This is a genomic window from Bradyrhizobium centrolobii (assembly GCF_001641635.1).
Classification (GTDB): Bacteria; Pseudomonadota; Alphaproteobacteria; order Rhizobiales; family Xanthobacteraceae; genus Bradyrhizobium; species Bradyrhizobium centrolobii.
Map to the genome: position 1 here is coordinate 92,486 of NZ_LUUB01000101.1, position 15,947 is coordinate 108,432.

The 15,947-nt window shown below is 65.0% G+C and carries 13 protein-coding genes and 2 pseudogenes; 6 read left to right on the forward strand and 9 right to left on the reverse strand.

What is annotated here, in order from left to right; genetic code table 11:
• The 4 genes and pseudogenes from AYJ54_RS53050 to ggt form a co-directional block, all read right to left on the reverse strand.
• A pseudogene (locus tag AYJ54_RS53050) lies at positions 1-636 on the reverse strand (molybdopterin cofactor-binding domain-containing protein); the annotation flags it as partial.
• 2 nt (positions 637-638) lie between these two features.
• Positions 639-1,655 (reverse strand): FAD binding domain-containing protein, encoded by a 1,017-nt coding sequence (locus AYJ54_RS37040; RefSeq protein ID WP_063707092.1) that lies wholly within the window; start codon positions 1,653-1,655, stop codon positions 639-641.
• A gap of 4 nt (positions 1,656-1,659) precedes the next feature.
• On the reverse strand, positions 1,660-2,223 hold the full coding sequence (locus tag AYJ54_RS37045; RefSeq protein ID WP_136624196.1) for a (2Fe-2S)-binding protein: 564 nt from the start codon (positions 2,221-2,223) through the stop codon (positions 1,660-1,662).
• Positions 2,224-2,479: 256 nt separating this feature from the next.
• Positions 2,480-4,066, reverse strand: a complete 1,587-nt coding sequence (gene ggt, locus AYJ54_RS37050; protein WP_063707094.1) for a gamma-glutamyltransferase — start codon at positions 4,064-4,066, stop codon at positions 2,480-2,482.
• A gap of 187 nt (positions 4,067-4,253) precedes the next feature.
• On the opposite strand from ggt, the gene trhO reads away from it, so the two are divergent.
• Positions 4,254-5,006, forward strand: a complete 753-nt coding sequence (gene trhO, locus AYJ54_RS37055; protein ID WP_063707095.1) for an oxygen-dependent tRNA uridine(34) hydroxylase TrhO — start codon at positions 4,254-4,256, stop codon at positions 5,004-5,006.
• Entirely contained in the window at positions 4,996-5,214 is a 219-nt protein-coding gene (locus tag AYJ54_RS37060) for a SlyX family protein (protein ID WP_063707097.1), read from the forward strand. The genes trhO and AYJ54_RS37060 overlap by 11 nt, the downstream gene beginning before the upstream one ends.
• 26 nt (positions 5,215-5,240) lie before the next feature.
• Here AYJ54_RS37060 and AYJ54_RS37065 read toward each other — a convergent pair whose 3' ends face one another.
• Both AYJ54_RS37065 and AYJ54_RS37070 read right to left on the reverse strand, forming a co-directional pair.
• A complete protein-coding gene (locus AYJ54_RS37065; protein WP_063707099.1) occupies positions 5,241-7,145 on the reverse strand; it encodes a sensor domain-containing diguanylate cyclase in 1,905 nt (634 codons plus the stop codon).
• Between the two features lie 172 nt (positions 7,146-7,317).
• A pseudogene (locus AYJ54_RS37070) lies at positions 7,318-7,540 on the reverse strand (hypothetical protein).
• A gap of 107 nt (positions 7,541-7,647) precedes the next feature.
• On the opposite strand from AYJ54_RS37070, the gene hemE reads away from it, so the two are divergent.
• Positions 7,648-8,682, forward strand: coding sequence for a uroporphyrinogen decarboxylase (hemE, locus tag AYJ54_RS37075; RefSeq protein ID WP_063707134.1), 1,035 nt, complete (start codon positions 7,648-7,650; stop codon positions 8,680-8,682).
• A gap of 270 nt (positions 8,683-8,952) precedes the next feature.
• Here the strand turns inward: hemE and hemC are convergent, their stop codons facing one another.
• Genes hemC through AYJ54_RS37090 form a run of 3 tightly spaced genes read right to left on the reverse strand, consistent with a single transcriptional unit; the run spans position 8,953 to position 12,234 of the window.
• Positions 8,953-9,933 (reverse strand): hydroxymethylbilane synthase, encoded by a 981-nt coding sequence (hemC, locus tag AYJ54_RS37080; protein ID WP_082906021.1) that lies wholly within the window; start codon positions 9,931-9,933, stop codon positions 8,953-8,955.
• 25 nt (positions 9,934-9,958) lie between these two features.
• A complete protein-coding gene (locus AYJ54_RS37085) occupies positions 9,959-11,584 on the reverse strand; it encodes a GMC family oxidoreductase (RefSeq protein ID WP_063707103.1) in 1,626 nt (541 codons plus the stop codon).
• Positions 11,585-11,643: 59 nt separating this feature from the next.
• The gene (locus AYJ54_RS37090; RefSeq protein WP_063707105.1) at positions 11,644-12,234 is read right to left on the reverse strand and encodes a TetR/AcrR family transcriptional regulator; all 591 of its coding nucleotides are present in this window, start codon (positions 12,232-12,234) and stop codon (positions 11,644-11,646) included.
• A gap of 402 nt (positions 12,235-12,636) precedes the next feature.
• On the opposite strand from AYJ54_RS37090, the gene AYJ54_RS37095 reads away from it, so the two are divergent.
• The 3 genes from AYJ54_RS37095 to AYJ54_RS48270 all read left to right on the forward strand — a co-directional run.
• Positions 12,637-13,002 carry a nuclear transport factor 2 family protein gene (locus AYJ54_RS37095; RefSeq protein ID WP_063707107.1) on the forward strand — a complete coding sequence of 122 codons (366 nt, stop codon included), beginning with the start codon at positions 12,637-12,639 and terminating at the stop codon, positions 13,000-13,002.
• Positions 13,003-13,409: 407 nt separating this feature from the next.
• The gene (locus AYJ54_RS37100) at positions 13,410-15,371 is read left to right on the forward strand and encodes a putative bifunctional diguanylate cyclase/phosphodiesterase (RefSeq protein ID WP_063707109.1); all 1,962 of its coding nucleotides are present in this window, start codon (positions 13,410-13,412) and stop codon (positions 15,369-15,371) included.
• Between the two features lie 351 nt (positions 15,372-15,722).
• Positions 15,723-15,947: leucine zipper domain-containing protein (locus tag AYJ54_RS48270; protein ID WP_145929183.1), on the forward strand; the 225-nt coding region annotated here is incomplete at its 3' end.

Below are 15,947 nucleotides of genomic sequence, written 5' to 3' on the forward strand. Positions count from 1 at the left end.
CTCGTAGATGACGAGGTTGTCGCCGATCCAGACGCAGCTCGTCGCAAACAGCTCCATCGGATTGTGGTGCTGCGTCGGCGTATCGTACGACGCCGTGAGCTTGACGTCGGCTTCATCGAACGCCCTGGCGAAATCGCCGACCTTCGGGTCTTCCTTGAATTGCGCACTCTGGCCCTTTGCCGCCGCCGTCGTCGTTCCCGGCGAGTCGAAGGTCGCGCTGGGCATTGCGGCCGTATAGTTGACCTTGATCCTGTTCGCAGCCTCGCGCGCCGCCTCATAGCTTTCGGCAACGACAACCGCGATGATCTGGCCGTCATGCGCGATGTCGGCCGACTTCAGCGGCTGGATGGTGGTGCCCGCATAGCCGCCATTGCTGAAGAGTTTTGAGTCCTTCAGCCTCGGCGCGTTGTCGTGCGTGACGATATCGATCAGACCGCGGACGCGTCTGGCATCGTCGAGGTCGAAGCTGTCGATACGCCCTTTGGCGATCGCGCTCGTGACCAGGAATGCGTATGCCGGGTTCGCCAGCGGCATGTCGGACGCATAGGTCGCGCGCCCCGTCACCTTTGAAACCGCTTCATAGCGCGGCACGGGCTGGCCCATATTCGCCTTCGGCTCGGGAGCGGCAGTCGTCATGGTCAGATCTCCATCGTTACGGCCTGCTGGAGCGCGTGCGTGACCACGCGCTTGCCGAGCGCGATCTTGAAGCTGTTGTGCCGGCGGCCCCTCGCCTCTGCGAAAGCGGCATCCGCGACACGCCGCGCCAGCTCGTCGTCGAATTTCCGTCCCTTCAGCAGCGCCTCCGCCTCGCGCGCGCGCCAGGGCACGGTGGCGACACCGCCGAGCGCAACGCGCGCGTCCCTGATCGTGCCGTCCTGCACGTCGAGCGCAACCGCGGCCGACGACAGGGCGAATTCATAGGACTGCCGGTCGCGCGTCTTCAGATACACCGAACGCGGCCAGCGCCCCCGGACGGCGAAGGCCGAGATCAGCTCGCCGGGCTGGAGCGTCGTCTCGATCTCCGGCGAATTGCCGGGCGCCTTGTGCAGCTCTGCGAACGGCATGCTGCGGATGCCGGACTTGCCGGTGATCTCGACCGTGGCATCGAGCGCAATCAGCGCCTGAGCGAAATCGCCGGGATAGGAAGCGATGCACTGATCGGAGGTGCCGAGCACCGCGTGCATCCGGTTGAATCCGTCCATCGCGGCACAGCCGGAACCGGGATTGCGCTTGTTGCAATTCTCGTAAGAAATGTCTCGGAAATAGCTGCAGCGCGTCCGCTGCATCACGTTGCCGCCCAGCGTCGCCATGTTGCGCAACTGCGCGCTGGCGGCGAGCTTCAGGGAATTCGCGATCACCGGATAGCTGCGCTGGATTTCGGCATGCGCGGCAACGTCCGACATCTTTGCGAGCGCGCCGAGCCGCAAGCCGTCGCTATTCAGCTCGATCGCCGACCAGCTTCGCGACAGCGGGTTGATATCGACGATCGCGGCAGGCCGCATCACATCTAGCTTCATCAGGTCGATCAGCGTCGTGCCGCCCGCAAGCGGCTGTGCCGTGGCCTGGGTCAGCGGATTGGTCGCCGTCGCGGCTGCGCTGAGCGCCTGCACGGCCATGTTCGGGTCCGTCGCTCTCTGATATTGGAAGGATCGCATGTGCCTAGCCTTTCATGATCTCGGGCGCGGCCTGCTTCACGGCCGCGACGATGTTGGGATAGGCGGCACAGCGACAGATATTGCCGCTCATATATTCGCGGATATCGGCCTCGCTGTTGGCGTGCCCCTCCTTGACGCAGGCGACGGCGGACATGATCTGTCCGGGCGTGCAATAGCCGCACTGGAAGGCGTCGTTGTCGACGAAAGCCTGCTGCATCGGATGCAGGCGATCGTTCGTGGCAAGCCCTTCGATCGTGGTGATCTCCTGGCCTTCTGCCGCGAGCGCGAGCGTCAGGCATGACACCACCCGCCGATCGCCGATCAGCACCGTACAGGCGCCGCACTGGCCGTGGTCGCACCCTTTCTTGCTGCCGGTGAGACCAAGATGCTCGCGGAGCGCATCGAGCACTGTGGTCCGCGCATCGATGTGGAGGCGCTTGTCCGCGCCGTTCACCCGCAGCGTGACGTCGACGGGAAGCGAGGGATCCTGGGCAGCCGGCGCGCTCGCATCTTGCGCGGCCGCGCGGGCGGTGAGCGGGACGAGCGCGCCGCCGGCCGCGCCGGCCATGAAGGCGCGCCGATCGAATCCGGATTGTCTGGAACTTGAATTGTCGGGCATGACGGCCTCCGCCGCTTTCGAGAAAGCAGCGCACGCCTGCACCGCTCATCGCCCTTAACTTGGGGCAATGAGCTCCGTTCCGAACACGACCAGGTGAGGCAGCAAATGCTGCATCATCGGCCGTCAACTTTTCCTGATCATGCGCGAGGAACTTCGCCTCGCGCAGGATTGATCAACTCGCGCAGGATTGATCAATAAGCGGCGATCAATAGCCGAGCGCGCAGCCGTCCTTGCGCGGATCGGAGCCGCCGGTGAGCGTGCCCTTGTCCCAGTCGATCCAGATCGCCTGGGCACCGCCGAGCGGGCCGACCACGCTCGTCGTCTTGTGCCCGAGCTTCTTCAGGCCTTCGACGATCGTCGCCGGCACGCTGTCCTCGAGCTGGTACTGGCCCTCGTAGTGCAGGCCGCGCGGCATGTCGATCGCCTCCTGCACGTCGCAGCCATAGTCGAGGATGTTGGTCAGCACATGGGTCTGGCCGGTCGGCTGATATTGTCCGCCCATCACGGCGAACGGCATCACCGAGCGGCCGCCCTTGGTGAGCAGGCTCGGCATGATCGTGTGCAGCGGGCGCTTGCCGCCCGCGATGCAGTTGGGATGGCCGGGCTGGATGCGGAAACCGCCGGCGCGGTTCTGGAACAAGACGCCGGTCTTGTTCGAGACGATCGCCGAGCCGAAGGAATGCGCGATCGAGTTGATGAACGAGCAGACGTTGCGATCCTTGTCCACGACCGTGATGTAGATGGTCGAGGGATTCATCGGCGGCGCCACGTTCGGCAGCTCGAGCATGCCGTCCATGCGGATCTTGCTGATGTACTCGTCGGCAAAACCCTTGGCGAGCATCTCGGCGACGTTGATCTTCATGTGATCGGGATCGGCGACATGCATCTCGCGATTCATGTAGGCGATACGCGCGGCTTCCGCCTCGAGATGGAAACGCTCGATGCTCAGCGGAGCGAACTTGGTCAGGTCGAACCGCGACAGGATGTTCAGCATCAACAGCATGGTGACGCCGGGTCCGTTCGGCGGGCACTGCCAGACGTCGTAGCCCTTGTACATGGTGCCGATCGGCGTCGTCACTTCGGTGGCGTGAGCGGCGAAATCGTCGAGCGTGTGAAGGCCGCCGATTCCGCGCAGGGTTTCGACCATGTCCTCCGCGATCGGGCCCTTGTAGAAGGCGTCGCGGCCGTCCCTGGCGATCGCCCGCAGCGTCTTGCCGAGCTCGGGCTGGCGGATGACGTCGCCGGCCACTGGCGGCTTGCCGTGCGGCAGGAGATAGCGTTCGGTGTTGGTGCCGTTCTTCAGCTTCTCGAACTGGTTCTTCCAGTCGAAGGCGATGCGGGGGGCGACAACATAGCCTTCCTCCGCCGCCTTGATCGCCGGTTGCAGCAGGCGGTCGAAGCCGAACTTGCCGTGGTCGCGCAGCACGGTTGCGAAGGCGTCGACCACGCCGGGGATCGAAACCGCATGCGCCGAGGTCAGCGGCACGGAATTGATCTTGCGCTCGAGATACCAGTCGGCGTTCGCCGCCTTCGGCGCCCGGCCGGAGCCGTTATAGGCGATGATCTTGCCCTCACCGCGCGGCTGGATCAGCGCGAAGCAGTCGCCCCCGATGCCGGTCGATTGCGGCTCGATCACGCCCAGCACCGCCGAGCCCGCGACCGCCGCGTCCGCCGCCGAGCCGCCCTCGCGCAGCACCTCGATCGCGGCGAGGCTCGCCTGCGGATGCGAGGTCGCCACCATCGCATTGGTGGCGTGGACCGTGGACCTGCCGGGGAAATGGAAGTTTCTCATGCCAATTCTTGCTCTCTTGCCGCGGGCACGCGTGCTCGCGCGCCGTCCCGAAAAACCGGGTCTACATGACACATCCAGGCCCGGCGGGGCAATGGCTGGCATACCAGGGAAGGGCTGCCATCCGCTGCGGGAATAGGCCGGTCGCTTGCGGGTTTTCCGGGCGCCGGCCGCCTGCTAAACGGGCGGCATGACTTACAAGGTCGCAGCCTTCTACCAATTCGCCGCCCTGCCCGATTATCGCGAGCTGCGCGAGCCGCTGCGCACGTTCTGCGCCGGGCTGTCCCTGAAGGGCAGCGTGCTGCTGGCCCGCGAGGGCATCAACGGCACGATTGCAGGCACATCCGATGCTATCGACGCGTTCGCCCAAGAGCTCGCACACGGCGACATGTTCGGCGGCCGGCTCGACAATCTCGAATTGAAGTTCTCAACCAGCGAAGAGATGCCGTTCGGCCGGCTGAAGGTGCGGTTGAAAAAGGAGATCGTCACGCTCGGTGATGCGGCCGCCGATCCCACGCGCCAGGTCGGCATCTATGTCGACGCCACTGAGTGGAACGCGCTGATCGCCGCGCCCGGCACGCTGCTGCTCGACACCCGCAACGTGTTCGAGGTGGCGATGGGCACATTCGAGGGCGCGGTCGATCCCGGCATCAAGAGCTTTGGCCAGTTCAAGGAGTTTGCCGCAGAGCAGCTCGATCCCGCAAAACACCGCCGGATCGCGATGTTCTGCACTGGTGGCATCCGCTGCGAGAAAGCGAGCGCGCATCTGCTCGCACGCGGCTTTGCCGAGGTCTATCACCTCAAGGGCGGCATCCTGAAATATCTGGAAGAGGTGCCGGAGGCGCAGAGCCGCTGGCGCGGCGAATGCTTCGTGTTCGACGAGCGCGTGGCGCTCGGCCACGGCTTGCGCGAGCGGGACAAGGGGCAGGCACGTGACGAATGAGATCAAGATCCTCAGCGAACGCATCGACACGCTGGAAACGCGCCTCGCCTATCAGGACAACACCATCGAATCCCTGAACGAGACCATTACGGCACAATGGAAGCAGATCGACGCGCTGACGCGGCAGATCGCGCAACTCGCCGAACGTCTCCAGGAGGCCGAAGCGAATGCGCCGGGCCCCGCCAATGAGCGGCCGCCGCACTACTGAACCGATAGACTAGAAACCGGAGGCCTTTAGAAGCCGGAGGCCCTGGGCAGCAGGTTCGCCACCTCGCCCGACATCATCAAGCGGTCGCGCCCGGCTGCCTTCGCGATGTAGAGCGCGCGATCGGCGGCCTCGACCAGCGACGCCCCGCCTGCACTGCGCTCGAACGCCGGCCGGCTGGCCGCGCCGCCAAGCGAGGCGGTGACACTGCCCGACGCCTGGTTGGACATGTGGACGAGGCCTGCCTCGCGGATCGCCCGGCGAATCCGCTCGCCGATCCGCGCGCAGCCGGCCGCATCGGTGTTCGGCAGCAGCATGGCGAACTCTTCGCCACCATAGCGCGCCGCAAGATCACCGGTGCGCTGCATCTCGGCCGCGAGGATCTTCGCGACCATGCGCAGGCACGCATCGCCCGCGGGATGGCCATATTCGTCATTGTAGGCCTTGAAGTGATCGACGTCGATCATCAGCAAGGCGAGGCTCGAACGGTCACGATAGGCTCGCGACCACTCCTCCTTCAGCCGTTCGTCGAAGCGTCGGCGGTTGGCAAGCCCGGTGAGGCTGTCCTCGATCGCGAGGGTCTCGAGCCTTGTCTCCAGCTTCTTCTGCTCGCTGATGTCGCGCGAGATCGCGACCACGCCGTCGACGCTGCCATTGTCCTTGCGCGTCACCCGCATGGTCGATTCGAGCCAGACTTCGGCGTTCTGCCGATGCACGTTGCGATAGGTGACCCGTGCCTCGTCCTTCTCGCCGCGCTTCATGGCATCGACAATGGCCTGGACCTGCGGCAGGTCTTCCGAGTTGATGCCGGCGAGCGCCGGCGTGCCGATCAACTGATTGGCGCGCCAGCCGACGACGCGAATCGACGAAGGCGAGACATAGCGCAGCCGTTCGTCGAGCCCGATGCGGGTCACCATGTCGCTGGAGCCTTCGGCGAGCAGGCGGAAATGGGCCTCTTTCTCGCTGAGGGCCGCGGCCATGCGCTGGCCGCGTTGCAACTGCCGCACCAACACGGCCCCGATGATCGCGATCAGCAGGACCAGCGCGAGCACGTAGAGCATCCGCGAGATCGCCGCGGCGCGCCACGGCGCAAGCAGCTCCTCCTTGTCGACGGTGGAGAGCAGGACGAGCGGGTAGCGGCTGCTGCGCTTGAAGAAGCTGACGCGCTCGACGCCGTCGAGCGGCGACTTGAAATGATAGGCCCCGCCCGGCCGCTGCAGGCTGGGTTCCCGGAACAGCGGCGTATCGGCGACGCTGCGGCCCGCGAATTTGTCGTTGCTCGGGTTGCGCGCGATGATCATGCCGTCGCCATGCATCAGCGTCACCGAGCTGTTGCGGCCGATCTCGAACTGCTCGTAGAAATGCGAGAGGTAATTGGCGCTGATGGTCGCCAGCACGACGCCGCCGAAGCTGCCGTCCAGCCTGTTGAAACGGCGCGACAGCGTGACGACCCATTCGCCGTCCAAAAGGCTCTTCACGGGAGAGCCGACATAGGCCTCCCGCTTCGGGGAGAACTGTTGATGACGGAAGAATTCGTCATCGCTGAGCGTCGAGGTGACTGCACCCGAGCTGGTCAGCCAGTTGCCCTTGTCGTCGACGATGGCAAGGCTGTGAATGCGCGGGACCGCCTTTTTCCGCACCTCCAGGAGGTTTCGCAGCTTCCCGATCGTGGCCGGATCGGTGCCGTCCATCTCCAGGCGGCTGACGACGCCCACAACCCCGGAATCAAGGAGATCGAGACTGTCCTCTGCGTGCTGCGTCAGGGAGCGCGCAACGTTCGCCATCTCCGTTTCGGCACCTCTGAGCACTGCATCGCGCGCGGTCCATTCGCGCCAGGCACTGATGCCGAGGATCGCCGTGCAAGTCAGCACGACGAACGCCGCCGCCCGCAACGGCAGGCGGCTCCACCCGGCTCTGTGAGTAACGGCGGTCATGCGGCAGGATTCTCCGATCGTTCGGAAACTCTGCCGCTTCTATTATTGAACCCTGAAATTACCGCGGTGATTCACCGCGATATGCGGCTTTTCCGTAGTCCTACGGACGCAAGCGTCTGCGGATCGCTAACAAGGTGTTATCAAGCCTATCGGAAATCGGCCGGCCCGAACCCTAGCTGAAGATGACCTTAACCTTGTCTCAGACGCGAAGGGTTGTCTGCTTCAGCATCGGCCTTCGACGGCGTCGGCTGGGCGGCACTGACGGGATCGGACGCAGGGAATGTGTCGACCAGCCCGGCATCGAGTTTCGCGTGGGTCTCGCGATCCGCGGCAAGCGCCTTGTTCGGATCCTCGGCATGCTTGTCGCGCGGCGCGGGATTGAACGTCTTAGCCATGATCTTCTCCATTGGCTGATCAACGCGGCGCATTTGCGCAGGTTCCCCTGTTCCGCTGGCGCTTGCGGCGGTGTATCAGGAACCGCAAACCTGCATCAGGACCCTTCGTGCCCCATTCTGCGACCAAGCCATTCATCGATGTGCTCTCCGGCCAGCGCCAGGTCATCCCGCCGGTCTGGATGATGCGGCAGGCCGGCCGCTATCTGCCGGAATATCGTGAGGTTCGCGCCAAGGCGGGCGGCTTCCTCGATCTCTGCTTTTCTCCGGAACTTGCCGCCGAGGTCACGCTGCAACCGATCCGCCGGTTCGGCTTCGATGCGGCGATCATCTTCTCCGACATTCTCGTGATCCCCTACGCGCTCGGCCGCTCCGTGCGCTTCGAGGTTGGCGAAGGTCCGCGACTCGAGCCACTGGATGATCCCGGCAAGGTCGCCACGCTGGCGCCGCGCGCCGATCTCACCAAGCTCGCGCCGGTGTTCGAGGCGTTACGCATCGTGCGCGGCACGCTTGATTCCAAAGTCGCGTTGATCGGCTTCTGTGGCGCGCCGTGGACGGTCGCGACCTACATGGTCGCCGGCCACGGTACGCCGGACCAGGCGCCGGCGCGGATGATGGCCTATCGGCATCCGGAGGCGTTCGCGAAGATCATCGACGTCCTCGTCGACAACTCGATCGAGTACCTGCTCGCGCAGCTCGCCGCAGGCGCCGACGCGTTGCAGATCTTCGACACCTGGGCCGGCGTGCTGCCGCCGGCCGAGTTCGCGCGCTGGTCGATCGACCCGACGCGGCGCATCGTCGCGGGCGTGCGCGCCAAGGTGCCGGACGCCAAGATCATCGGCTTTCCCCGTGGGGCCGGCGCGCAGCTGCCGGCGTATGTCGAAGCGACCGGCGTCAATGCCGTCAGCATCGACTGGACGGCAGAGCCCACCTTCATCCGCGAGCGCGTGCAGACGCGCGTCGCGGTGCAGGGCAATCTCGATCCGTTGGTGCTGGTCACCGGCGGCGAGGCGCTCGACCGCGCCGTCGACAGCGTGCTGGCGAATTTCGGGCACGGACGGCTGATCTTCAATCTCGGCCACGGCATCCAGCCGGAAACGCCGATCGCCCATGTCGGGCAGATGCTGAAGCGCGTGCGCGGCTGACGCATTGACGCTGCATCCGTTCCCTCCCCCCTTGCGGGGAGGGTCAGCGAGGGGGTAGCCACAAGCACCAGCGTTCCTTGTGGCTACCCCCTCTCCAGCTCTCCCCCGCGGCCGGGGTCGTGCGTCCCACAAAAAACTCGAAAACAACCCCATGCAAAGTAGAACGGCCCCGCCCGCCAGGCGCTCCGAACTGCGCTGAAGGCATTTGACACGTCGGGCAAAACAGGAGCACGATTCCATGATCGCGCCGAAGGTCGCCTCGCGGCAGGCTTACCGCGGCCGGCTGCGCTCGATGATCTCTGCCGCCCCCTTGGCCAGCAGTTCGAGCCCGACCGCACGGCCGAGCTCGCGCGGGCGGTTGGCAGGGCCCGCCCGCAAGGCTTCGATGATGGTGTTGCCGGAGAGATCGAGCACGGATGCAGTCAGCGACATCTGATCGCCATCGATCGTGGAGAAGCCCGCAACCGGCGAGTTGCAATGGCCGTTGAGCACCCACAGCACCTCGCGCTCGGCATCGGCACAGGCATGCGCGACGGGATCATCAATCGACGATAGGATGCTCCGCGTCCGCCAGTCCTGTGCCGCACATTCCACCGCGACGATGCCCTGGCCCGCCGCGGGCAGCATCTCCGCCGCCGAGAACTCGTAGGCAATGCGGTTTGCAAGGCCGACGCGATCGAGGCCCGAGCGCGCCATGATCAGCGCGTCTGCGGGTCCCACCGCACCGCCGTCCGGCAGGCGCTGCTTCTCGCCATTGTCGAGCTTGCGCACGCGCGTGTCGGCGGCGCCGCGGAAGTGGATCACCTCCACCTCCGGAAACAACCGCCGTGCATACGCGGCGCGGCGGACGGCGTTGGTACCGATCTTGAAGCCCTTGCCGCGCGACTGGCGCAGCGCCTCGAGCGTCACGCCCTCGCGCAGCACCAGCGCATCACCGGGCGGATCGCGCGACAGCGTCGCGCCGATGACAAGACCCGGCGTGTCCTCATTGCCCGGCATGTCCTTCAGCGAATGCATCGCCGCCTGCAATTCGCCCGATAGCACGGCGGCACGGATCTGCGCCACGAAAGCGCCGCCCTTGCCGCCATGCGGCAACAGCTTGCTGGTCTGGTCGAGATCGCCAGTAGTGTCGAACTTGACGATCTCGACCTCGATGTCGGGCACGGCGGCGGTCAGGCGGCGCGCGATCTCCTCCGTCTGTGCCAGCGCCATCGCGCTCTTGCGTGTGCCGATCCGTAGTCGAATAGCCAAGCTCTTGTCCTTTCAACGCGCGTATTTAGCGCGCATCCTCCAATATCATGTCGGAGGCCTTCTCGGCGATCATGATGATCGGCGCGTTGGTATTCCCGGACACGAGGTCCGGCATGATCGAACCGTCAACGACGCGAACGCCCTCGAGGCCCTTCACCTTCAGCCGCTGATCGACCACCGCCAGCGCATCATTGCCCATACGGCAGGTCGAGGTCGGATGATAGATGGTGCTGCCGCGCTCGCGGCAGAAATCCAGGAGTTCCGCATCCGTGGATACCTTCGCACCGGGATCGACCTCATCGACCACGAACGGCTTCATCGCCGGCGCGCCCAGGATCTTGCGCAGGATCTTCAGGGCTTCGACGTTGGTCGTGCGATCGGTTTCGGTCGACATGTAGTTGATGCGGATTTCCGGCGGCACGGTCGGATCCGCGCTCCTGATGCGCAAGCTGCCGCGGCTTTCGGGACGGAGTTGACACACCGATGCGGTGAAGCCGGAGAAATCGTGCAGCTTCTCGCCCATCTTGTCGGTCGAGAAGGGCAGGAAGTGGACCTGGATGTCGGGGGAAGCGAGGCGCGGGCTGGTCTTGAAGAACGCGCCCGCGGTACCGGCTGCGATCGTCAGCCAGCCCTTGCGGAACAGCGCATAGCGCGCGCCGGCGAGCGTCCGGCGGATCGGATGATTGACTGTGTCGTTCAGCGTGATCTTCTGCGAGCAGCGCATCACGATGCGGACCTGCATGTGGTCCTGGAGATCGTGCCCAACGCCCTGCGCATCCAGCACCACGTCGATGCCGTGCTTGCGCAGGAGATCGGCGGGACCGACGCCGGAGAGCTGAAGCAGCTGCGGCGAGTTGTAGGCGCCACTCGACAGCACGATTTCCTTGCGCGCCCGGGCGCGGCGCACCTGCGCGCCCTGCCGGTACTCGACGCCGACCGCGCGACGGCCCTCGAACAGGACGCGCTGGCCGAGCGCGCCAGTCTCGATCTTGAGATTGCCGCGGGTCCTGGCCGGGCCGAGATAGGCCACCGCCGTCGAGGCGCGGCGGCCGTTGCGCGTCGTGGTCTGGAACAGGCCGACGCCCTCCTGTTTGGCGCCGTTGAAGTCGGGATTGTAGGGCAGCCCGGTCTGGACGGCCGCATTGATGAAGGCCTTCGACAGCGGATCGGTCAGGATCATGTCCGATACCGGCAGCGGCCCACTGCTGCCGTGGAATTCGTTAGGCCCGCGCGCCTGGTTCTCCGCCTTCTTGAAATAAGGCAGCACGTCGTCATAGCCCCAGCCGGTGTTCCCGAGCTGGCGCCAACGGTCATAGTCCTCGTGCTGGCCGCGGACGTAGAGCAGGCCGTTGATCGAGCTCGATCCGCCCAGCGTCTTGCCGCGCGGCTGGAACACCTGACGTCCCCTGAGCTCGGGCTCGGGCTCGGTCTGGTACATCCAGTTGACGCTCTTCTCCTTGAACAGTTTTCCGTAGCCGAGCGGCACATGGATCCAGATGTTGGCATCCTTCGGACCCGCCTCGAGCAGCAGGACGGTGTGCTTGCCGTTCGCCGACAGCCGGTTGGCGAGCACGCAGCCGGCAGAGCCGGCGCCGACGATGATGTAGTCGAATTCGGGATCTGACGGCGCGAGGGAGGAATTTGCGTTCATGTCTTGCGGTTCTTGTTGTTGGTTGGTGTAGGCGTTTCCGTATTCGTCACTTAGCACAATCATGCGCGCAGGCGCAGCGCCTCGACCAGCGACTTGAACGCACGGGCATATTCCGCGCCGGCCCTTGCGATATCCGCACGCCCGGCGCAGGCGACCGCGGCTTCAGTCACGGCGCCGAGCAACAGCCGCGCCAGCGGCTCGACCGGCTGCCGCGCGATCAGGCCGGTCTCCATGGCGGCCGCGATGGCGCGCGGCAGCTTGCCGCCGAAATGCTGCGCGTCGATCTCGCGCCAGCGCTCCCAGCCCAGCACCGCCGGGCCGTCGCGCAGGATGATCTGGCCGGTCGGCCCCTTGGCGGTCGCGGCAAAATAATGCTGGGTGCCGGCGACCATTGCGGCAAGCACGTCCTTCTCCGTCCGTGCGGCGCGATCGATCTCGATCACGAGGTCATGCGAGACCTGATTGAACACGGCCTCGAACACCGCCTCCTTGGTCTTGAAGTGATGATAGACCGCACCCTTGGCGACGTGGGCTGCTTCGGCGATCTCGTCCATGGTGGTCGCGGCGAAGCCTTGCGTCCCGAACAGGCGGCGCGCCGCCGTCAGGATCGCCTCCGATGTCGCCGCCCGCCGTTCCGCCTGTTTCGCCATATGTCTCGTCTAAAGCGTGATGAAATTAGATTGGGTCGGCTGTCCGGGTTCACCTCTCCCCAGCGGGGAGAAGTCGGATTGCGCCTGACGATGCGAAGCATCGTCCAGTGCAATCCGGGTGAGGGGCCGCAGCGCTCAGTGAGACTGTAACCCCTCACCCGGATCGCATCTTTCGATGCGACATAGCCGAAGCACCGCTTCGGCGTCCTTTAATTCAAGAACGGCCGCCAAAGGCGGCCTCTGCCTCTCCCTGCGGGAGAGGTGTTCTGAGTTTCTCGGCTCGCATCGATTCCAGCAAAACCATTCCGCTTTAGTCGAATTCGGCGCACGCGGCCAGTTGACTTTTCGACTGACGGTCGGTATTTACCGACTATCAGTCGGTTTTAAATCATGAGGTGTCGCATGCCGAGCCGTGAGATCGTGGAAGCCTTTGCAAAGCGGCTGGAGGCCGGGGATTTCGTCGGCGCGATCGAGCACTTCTACGCGCCCGACGCCGCCACCTATGAAAACAATGCCGCTCCAACGGTCGGGCTGGAACAACTGGCAGCGAAGGAACGCGGCGTGCTCGCCGCTTTCAAGGAGGTCAAGGCCGTCCGCATCGGGCCGAGCCTGATCGAGGGCGACAACGTCGCCTCCCGCTGGACCTTCAGTTTCACCAATGCCGAAGGCGTCACGCGGACGCTCGAGGAGATCGCCTGGCAGACCTGGCGGGGCGATACGCTGATCGAAGAGCGATTTTATTACGATCCGAAGCAACCGGGGCGCTGATCGCGGCGCGGAAACGCAAGCGCTAGGTGCTCTTCGCTTTGCCCACGCTACGTCGACGATGTTAGGGAAAGGGGGCCGCCAATTCCGCTGTCATGCCCCGCGAAGGCGGGGCATCCAGTACGCCGCGGCGTCGCCGTCTCTGGAATACCGGATCGCCCGCCTTCGCGGGCGATGACAGCGGTCATAAGGTAGGCAAAGGCTCATCGGTCCGTGCCCACCGTTCAGCGTATGGCCCTCGCAGATGTCGACGCGCATTTGTATCGATTTGTTATCGATACCGCGGCTTGGACACGCAGAAGTGGTCAGGACGATGCGGGGCAGCGGGGATAATTCATAGTTCGTCAAAGGTTTGCAGCGAATTCTCCGGGTCGAGCCGGAAAATCGGCCAAGCTGCTGCAGGCTCTTGAATGCGGACCCAACTGACCTCGTATCTCGCACGGCTGTTTGCCGGCGATCTGTCCGCATTTGGCGGACCCGCAACCGACGAAGCCGTCGCCGGCCATATCCGCGCCGAGCAGATGTCGCTCGTGCTCGGCTATTCGGTCGGCATCATGCTCGCCAACGCCTGCAACGCGGCCGTGCTCGCCATCGCGCTCTGGAACTCGCCGGACTGGACGCTCGCTTTGGCCTGGGCGGTCGTCGTGGCCGGCGCCGCGATCGCGTTCGGCCTGCAATCCCACGCATCGCGCCGCATCACCAAGCCGCAATTCGTGTCCCGCCGTGCCGTGCAGCGGCTGGTGCGGAATGCTTTTCTCCTTGGCACCGCCTGGGGCATCGTGCCGGTCGCCTTCTTCGCCAACGCCGAGACTGGCGGAAAGCTCGTCATCACATGCCTGTGCTCAGGAATGCTGGCCGGCGGCGCGCTCGCCTTCGCCACGATCCCGATCGCGGCGATCGCCTTCACGTTCCCCCTTTTCCTCGGCATCGCCATCTGTCTCGGCCGAAGCGACGATGTGGCGTATCTGCTGATCGCCATCCTGGTGGTGGTCTATGGATCCGTGCTGCTGCGCGGCGTGTTCGTCAATTCGTTCGCGTTCGCGCGGCGCGTGATGCGGCAGATCGAGACGGAATGCACGGTCCGGCAGGACCCTCTGACCCATCTGCCCAACCGTTTTGCCTTCAACGAGACGCTCGACGCCGCCCTGAAGAGGCTGGCCCTGTCCGGCGAGGAATTCGCGGTGCTTCTCCTCGACCTCGACCGCTTCAAGGAGATCAATGACAAGTTCGGCCATCCCGCCGGCGACGAATTCCTGGTCCAGATCGCAAGCCGTCTGCAACGCTGCACCCGCGCGGCCGAGCATGTCGCGCGCATCGGCGGCGACGAGTTCGCGCTGGTGATGGCGAACCTGGCACGGCCGGAGGATGCGCTCGAGATCGCCGAACGCTTCGTCGCGGCGTTCGCCGAGCCGTTTACGATCGAGGGGCGAGAGATCGTCGGCGCGACCAGCGTCGGCATCGTGCTGGCGCCGCGCGACGGCAACACGACGCTGGACATCATGAAGAATGCCGACACCGCGCTCTACCGCGCCAAGAAGGCCGGACCCGGCACGGTCTGCTTCTTCGAGGTCAGTGACGACAGGGCGTCGCGCGACCGCAAGGCATTGCAATCGGATCTCGAAGGCGCGATCGCGCGCAATGAGCTGTTCCTGGTCTATCAGCCATTCCTCAACCTCGGCGAAAGCCGGATCACCGGCTTCGAGGCGCTGCTGCGCTGGCAGCATCCCTCGCGCGGACTGGTGCCGCCGAGCGAATTCATCCCGATCGCCGAGGAGACCGGGTTGATCCACGAGATCGGCGAATGGGTCATCCGGCGCGCCTGCGCGACGCTGGGCGACTGGCCGGAGGAGATCAGGGTCGCCGTGAATTTCTCCGCGGCGCAGTTTCACAACACGGGAATCCTCCAGACCATCGTGCAGGCGCTTGCTGACGCGAAAATCGCCCCACACCGGCTCGAGATCGAGATCACGGAGTCGATGCTGCTGTCGAAATATGGTTCGGCGGCCTCGATCCTGAACGCGCTGCTGCAGCTCGGCGTCACGGTGGCGCTCGACGATTTCGGGACCGGGTTCTCGTCACTGACCTATTTGCGCAAGCTGCCGTTCAGCCGCATCAAGATCGACCAATCCTTCATACGTGACATGCTGGCACAGCCGGACTGCGCCGCGATCGTGAAGTCGGTGATCGCCCTCGCGCGCGACTTGCGGATCGGCGTGGTCGCGGAGGGCGTCGAGACCGCCGATCAACTCGAATATCTGCGCCAGACCCAGTGCGACGAAGTCCAGGGCTATCTCATCGGCCGGCCGGTAACGGCCGAGCACGTGCTGGCGCTGCTCGACCCGAAGAAACGCCGCGCGACCTACGCGGCGTAGAACGTGACGGGATTAGGATCGGTTGCTGCCGCGAAGGAGGTACGCTCCCTCTCCCGCTTGCGGGGGAGGGCTGGGGCGGGGGTGCATCCACAATGGACACTCCCTGTGCGGAGAGAGCCCCCACCCGGCGCTTCGCCATAGCCGAGGCTTCGCCTCGGCGTCCCTTAAGGACGGCCGCCGAAGACGGCCTATGCCTCCCCCGCAAGCGGGAGAGGTCGAGTGAGCCCGTGGCCCAATCGATTCCACCTGAACAAATCCCGCTCTAGGTGTGAGCTTTCAGGAGGTTGTCCATTCGGCCCTGACCGAGGAAGCTGAGGTTGCTGAAGCTTCAGATTCCGAGGGGAGAACCGAATGGACACCCATAAGAATGCGCCTCTGACGCCGAAAGGTCGAGAGGCCATGGTGCGGAGTGTGGTCGAAGGTGGCCTTACGAAGGCCGCAGCCGCGCTCCAGTTCAACGTGACAGCGAAAACGGTTGCCAAATGGGTCAAGCGCTTCCGCGAGGAAGGCGTGGACGGGTTGCGTGATCGCTCCTCACGGCCCCTTTCATCGCCGAGCCAAACCCTGCCTGCCACA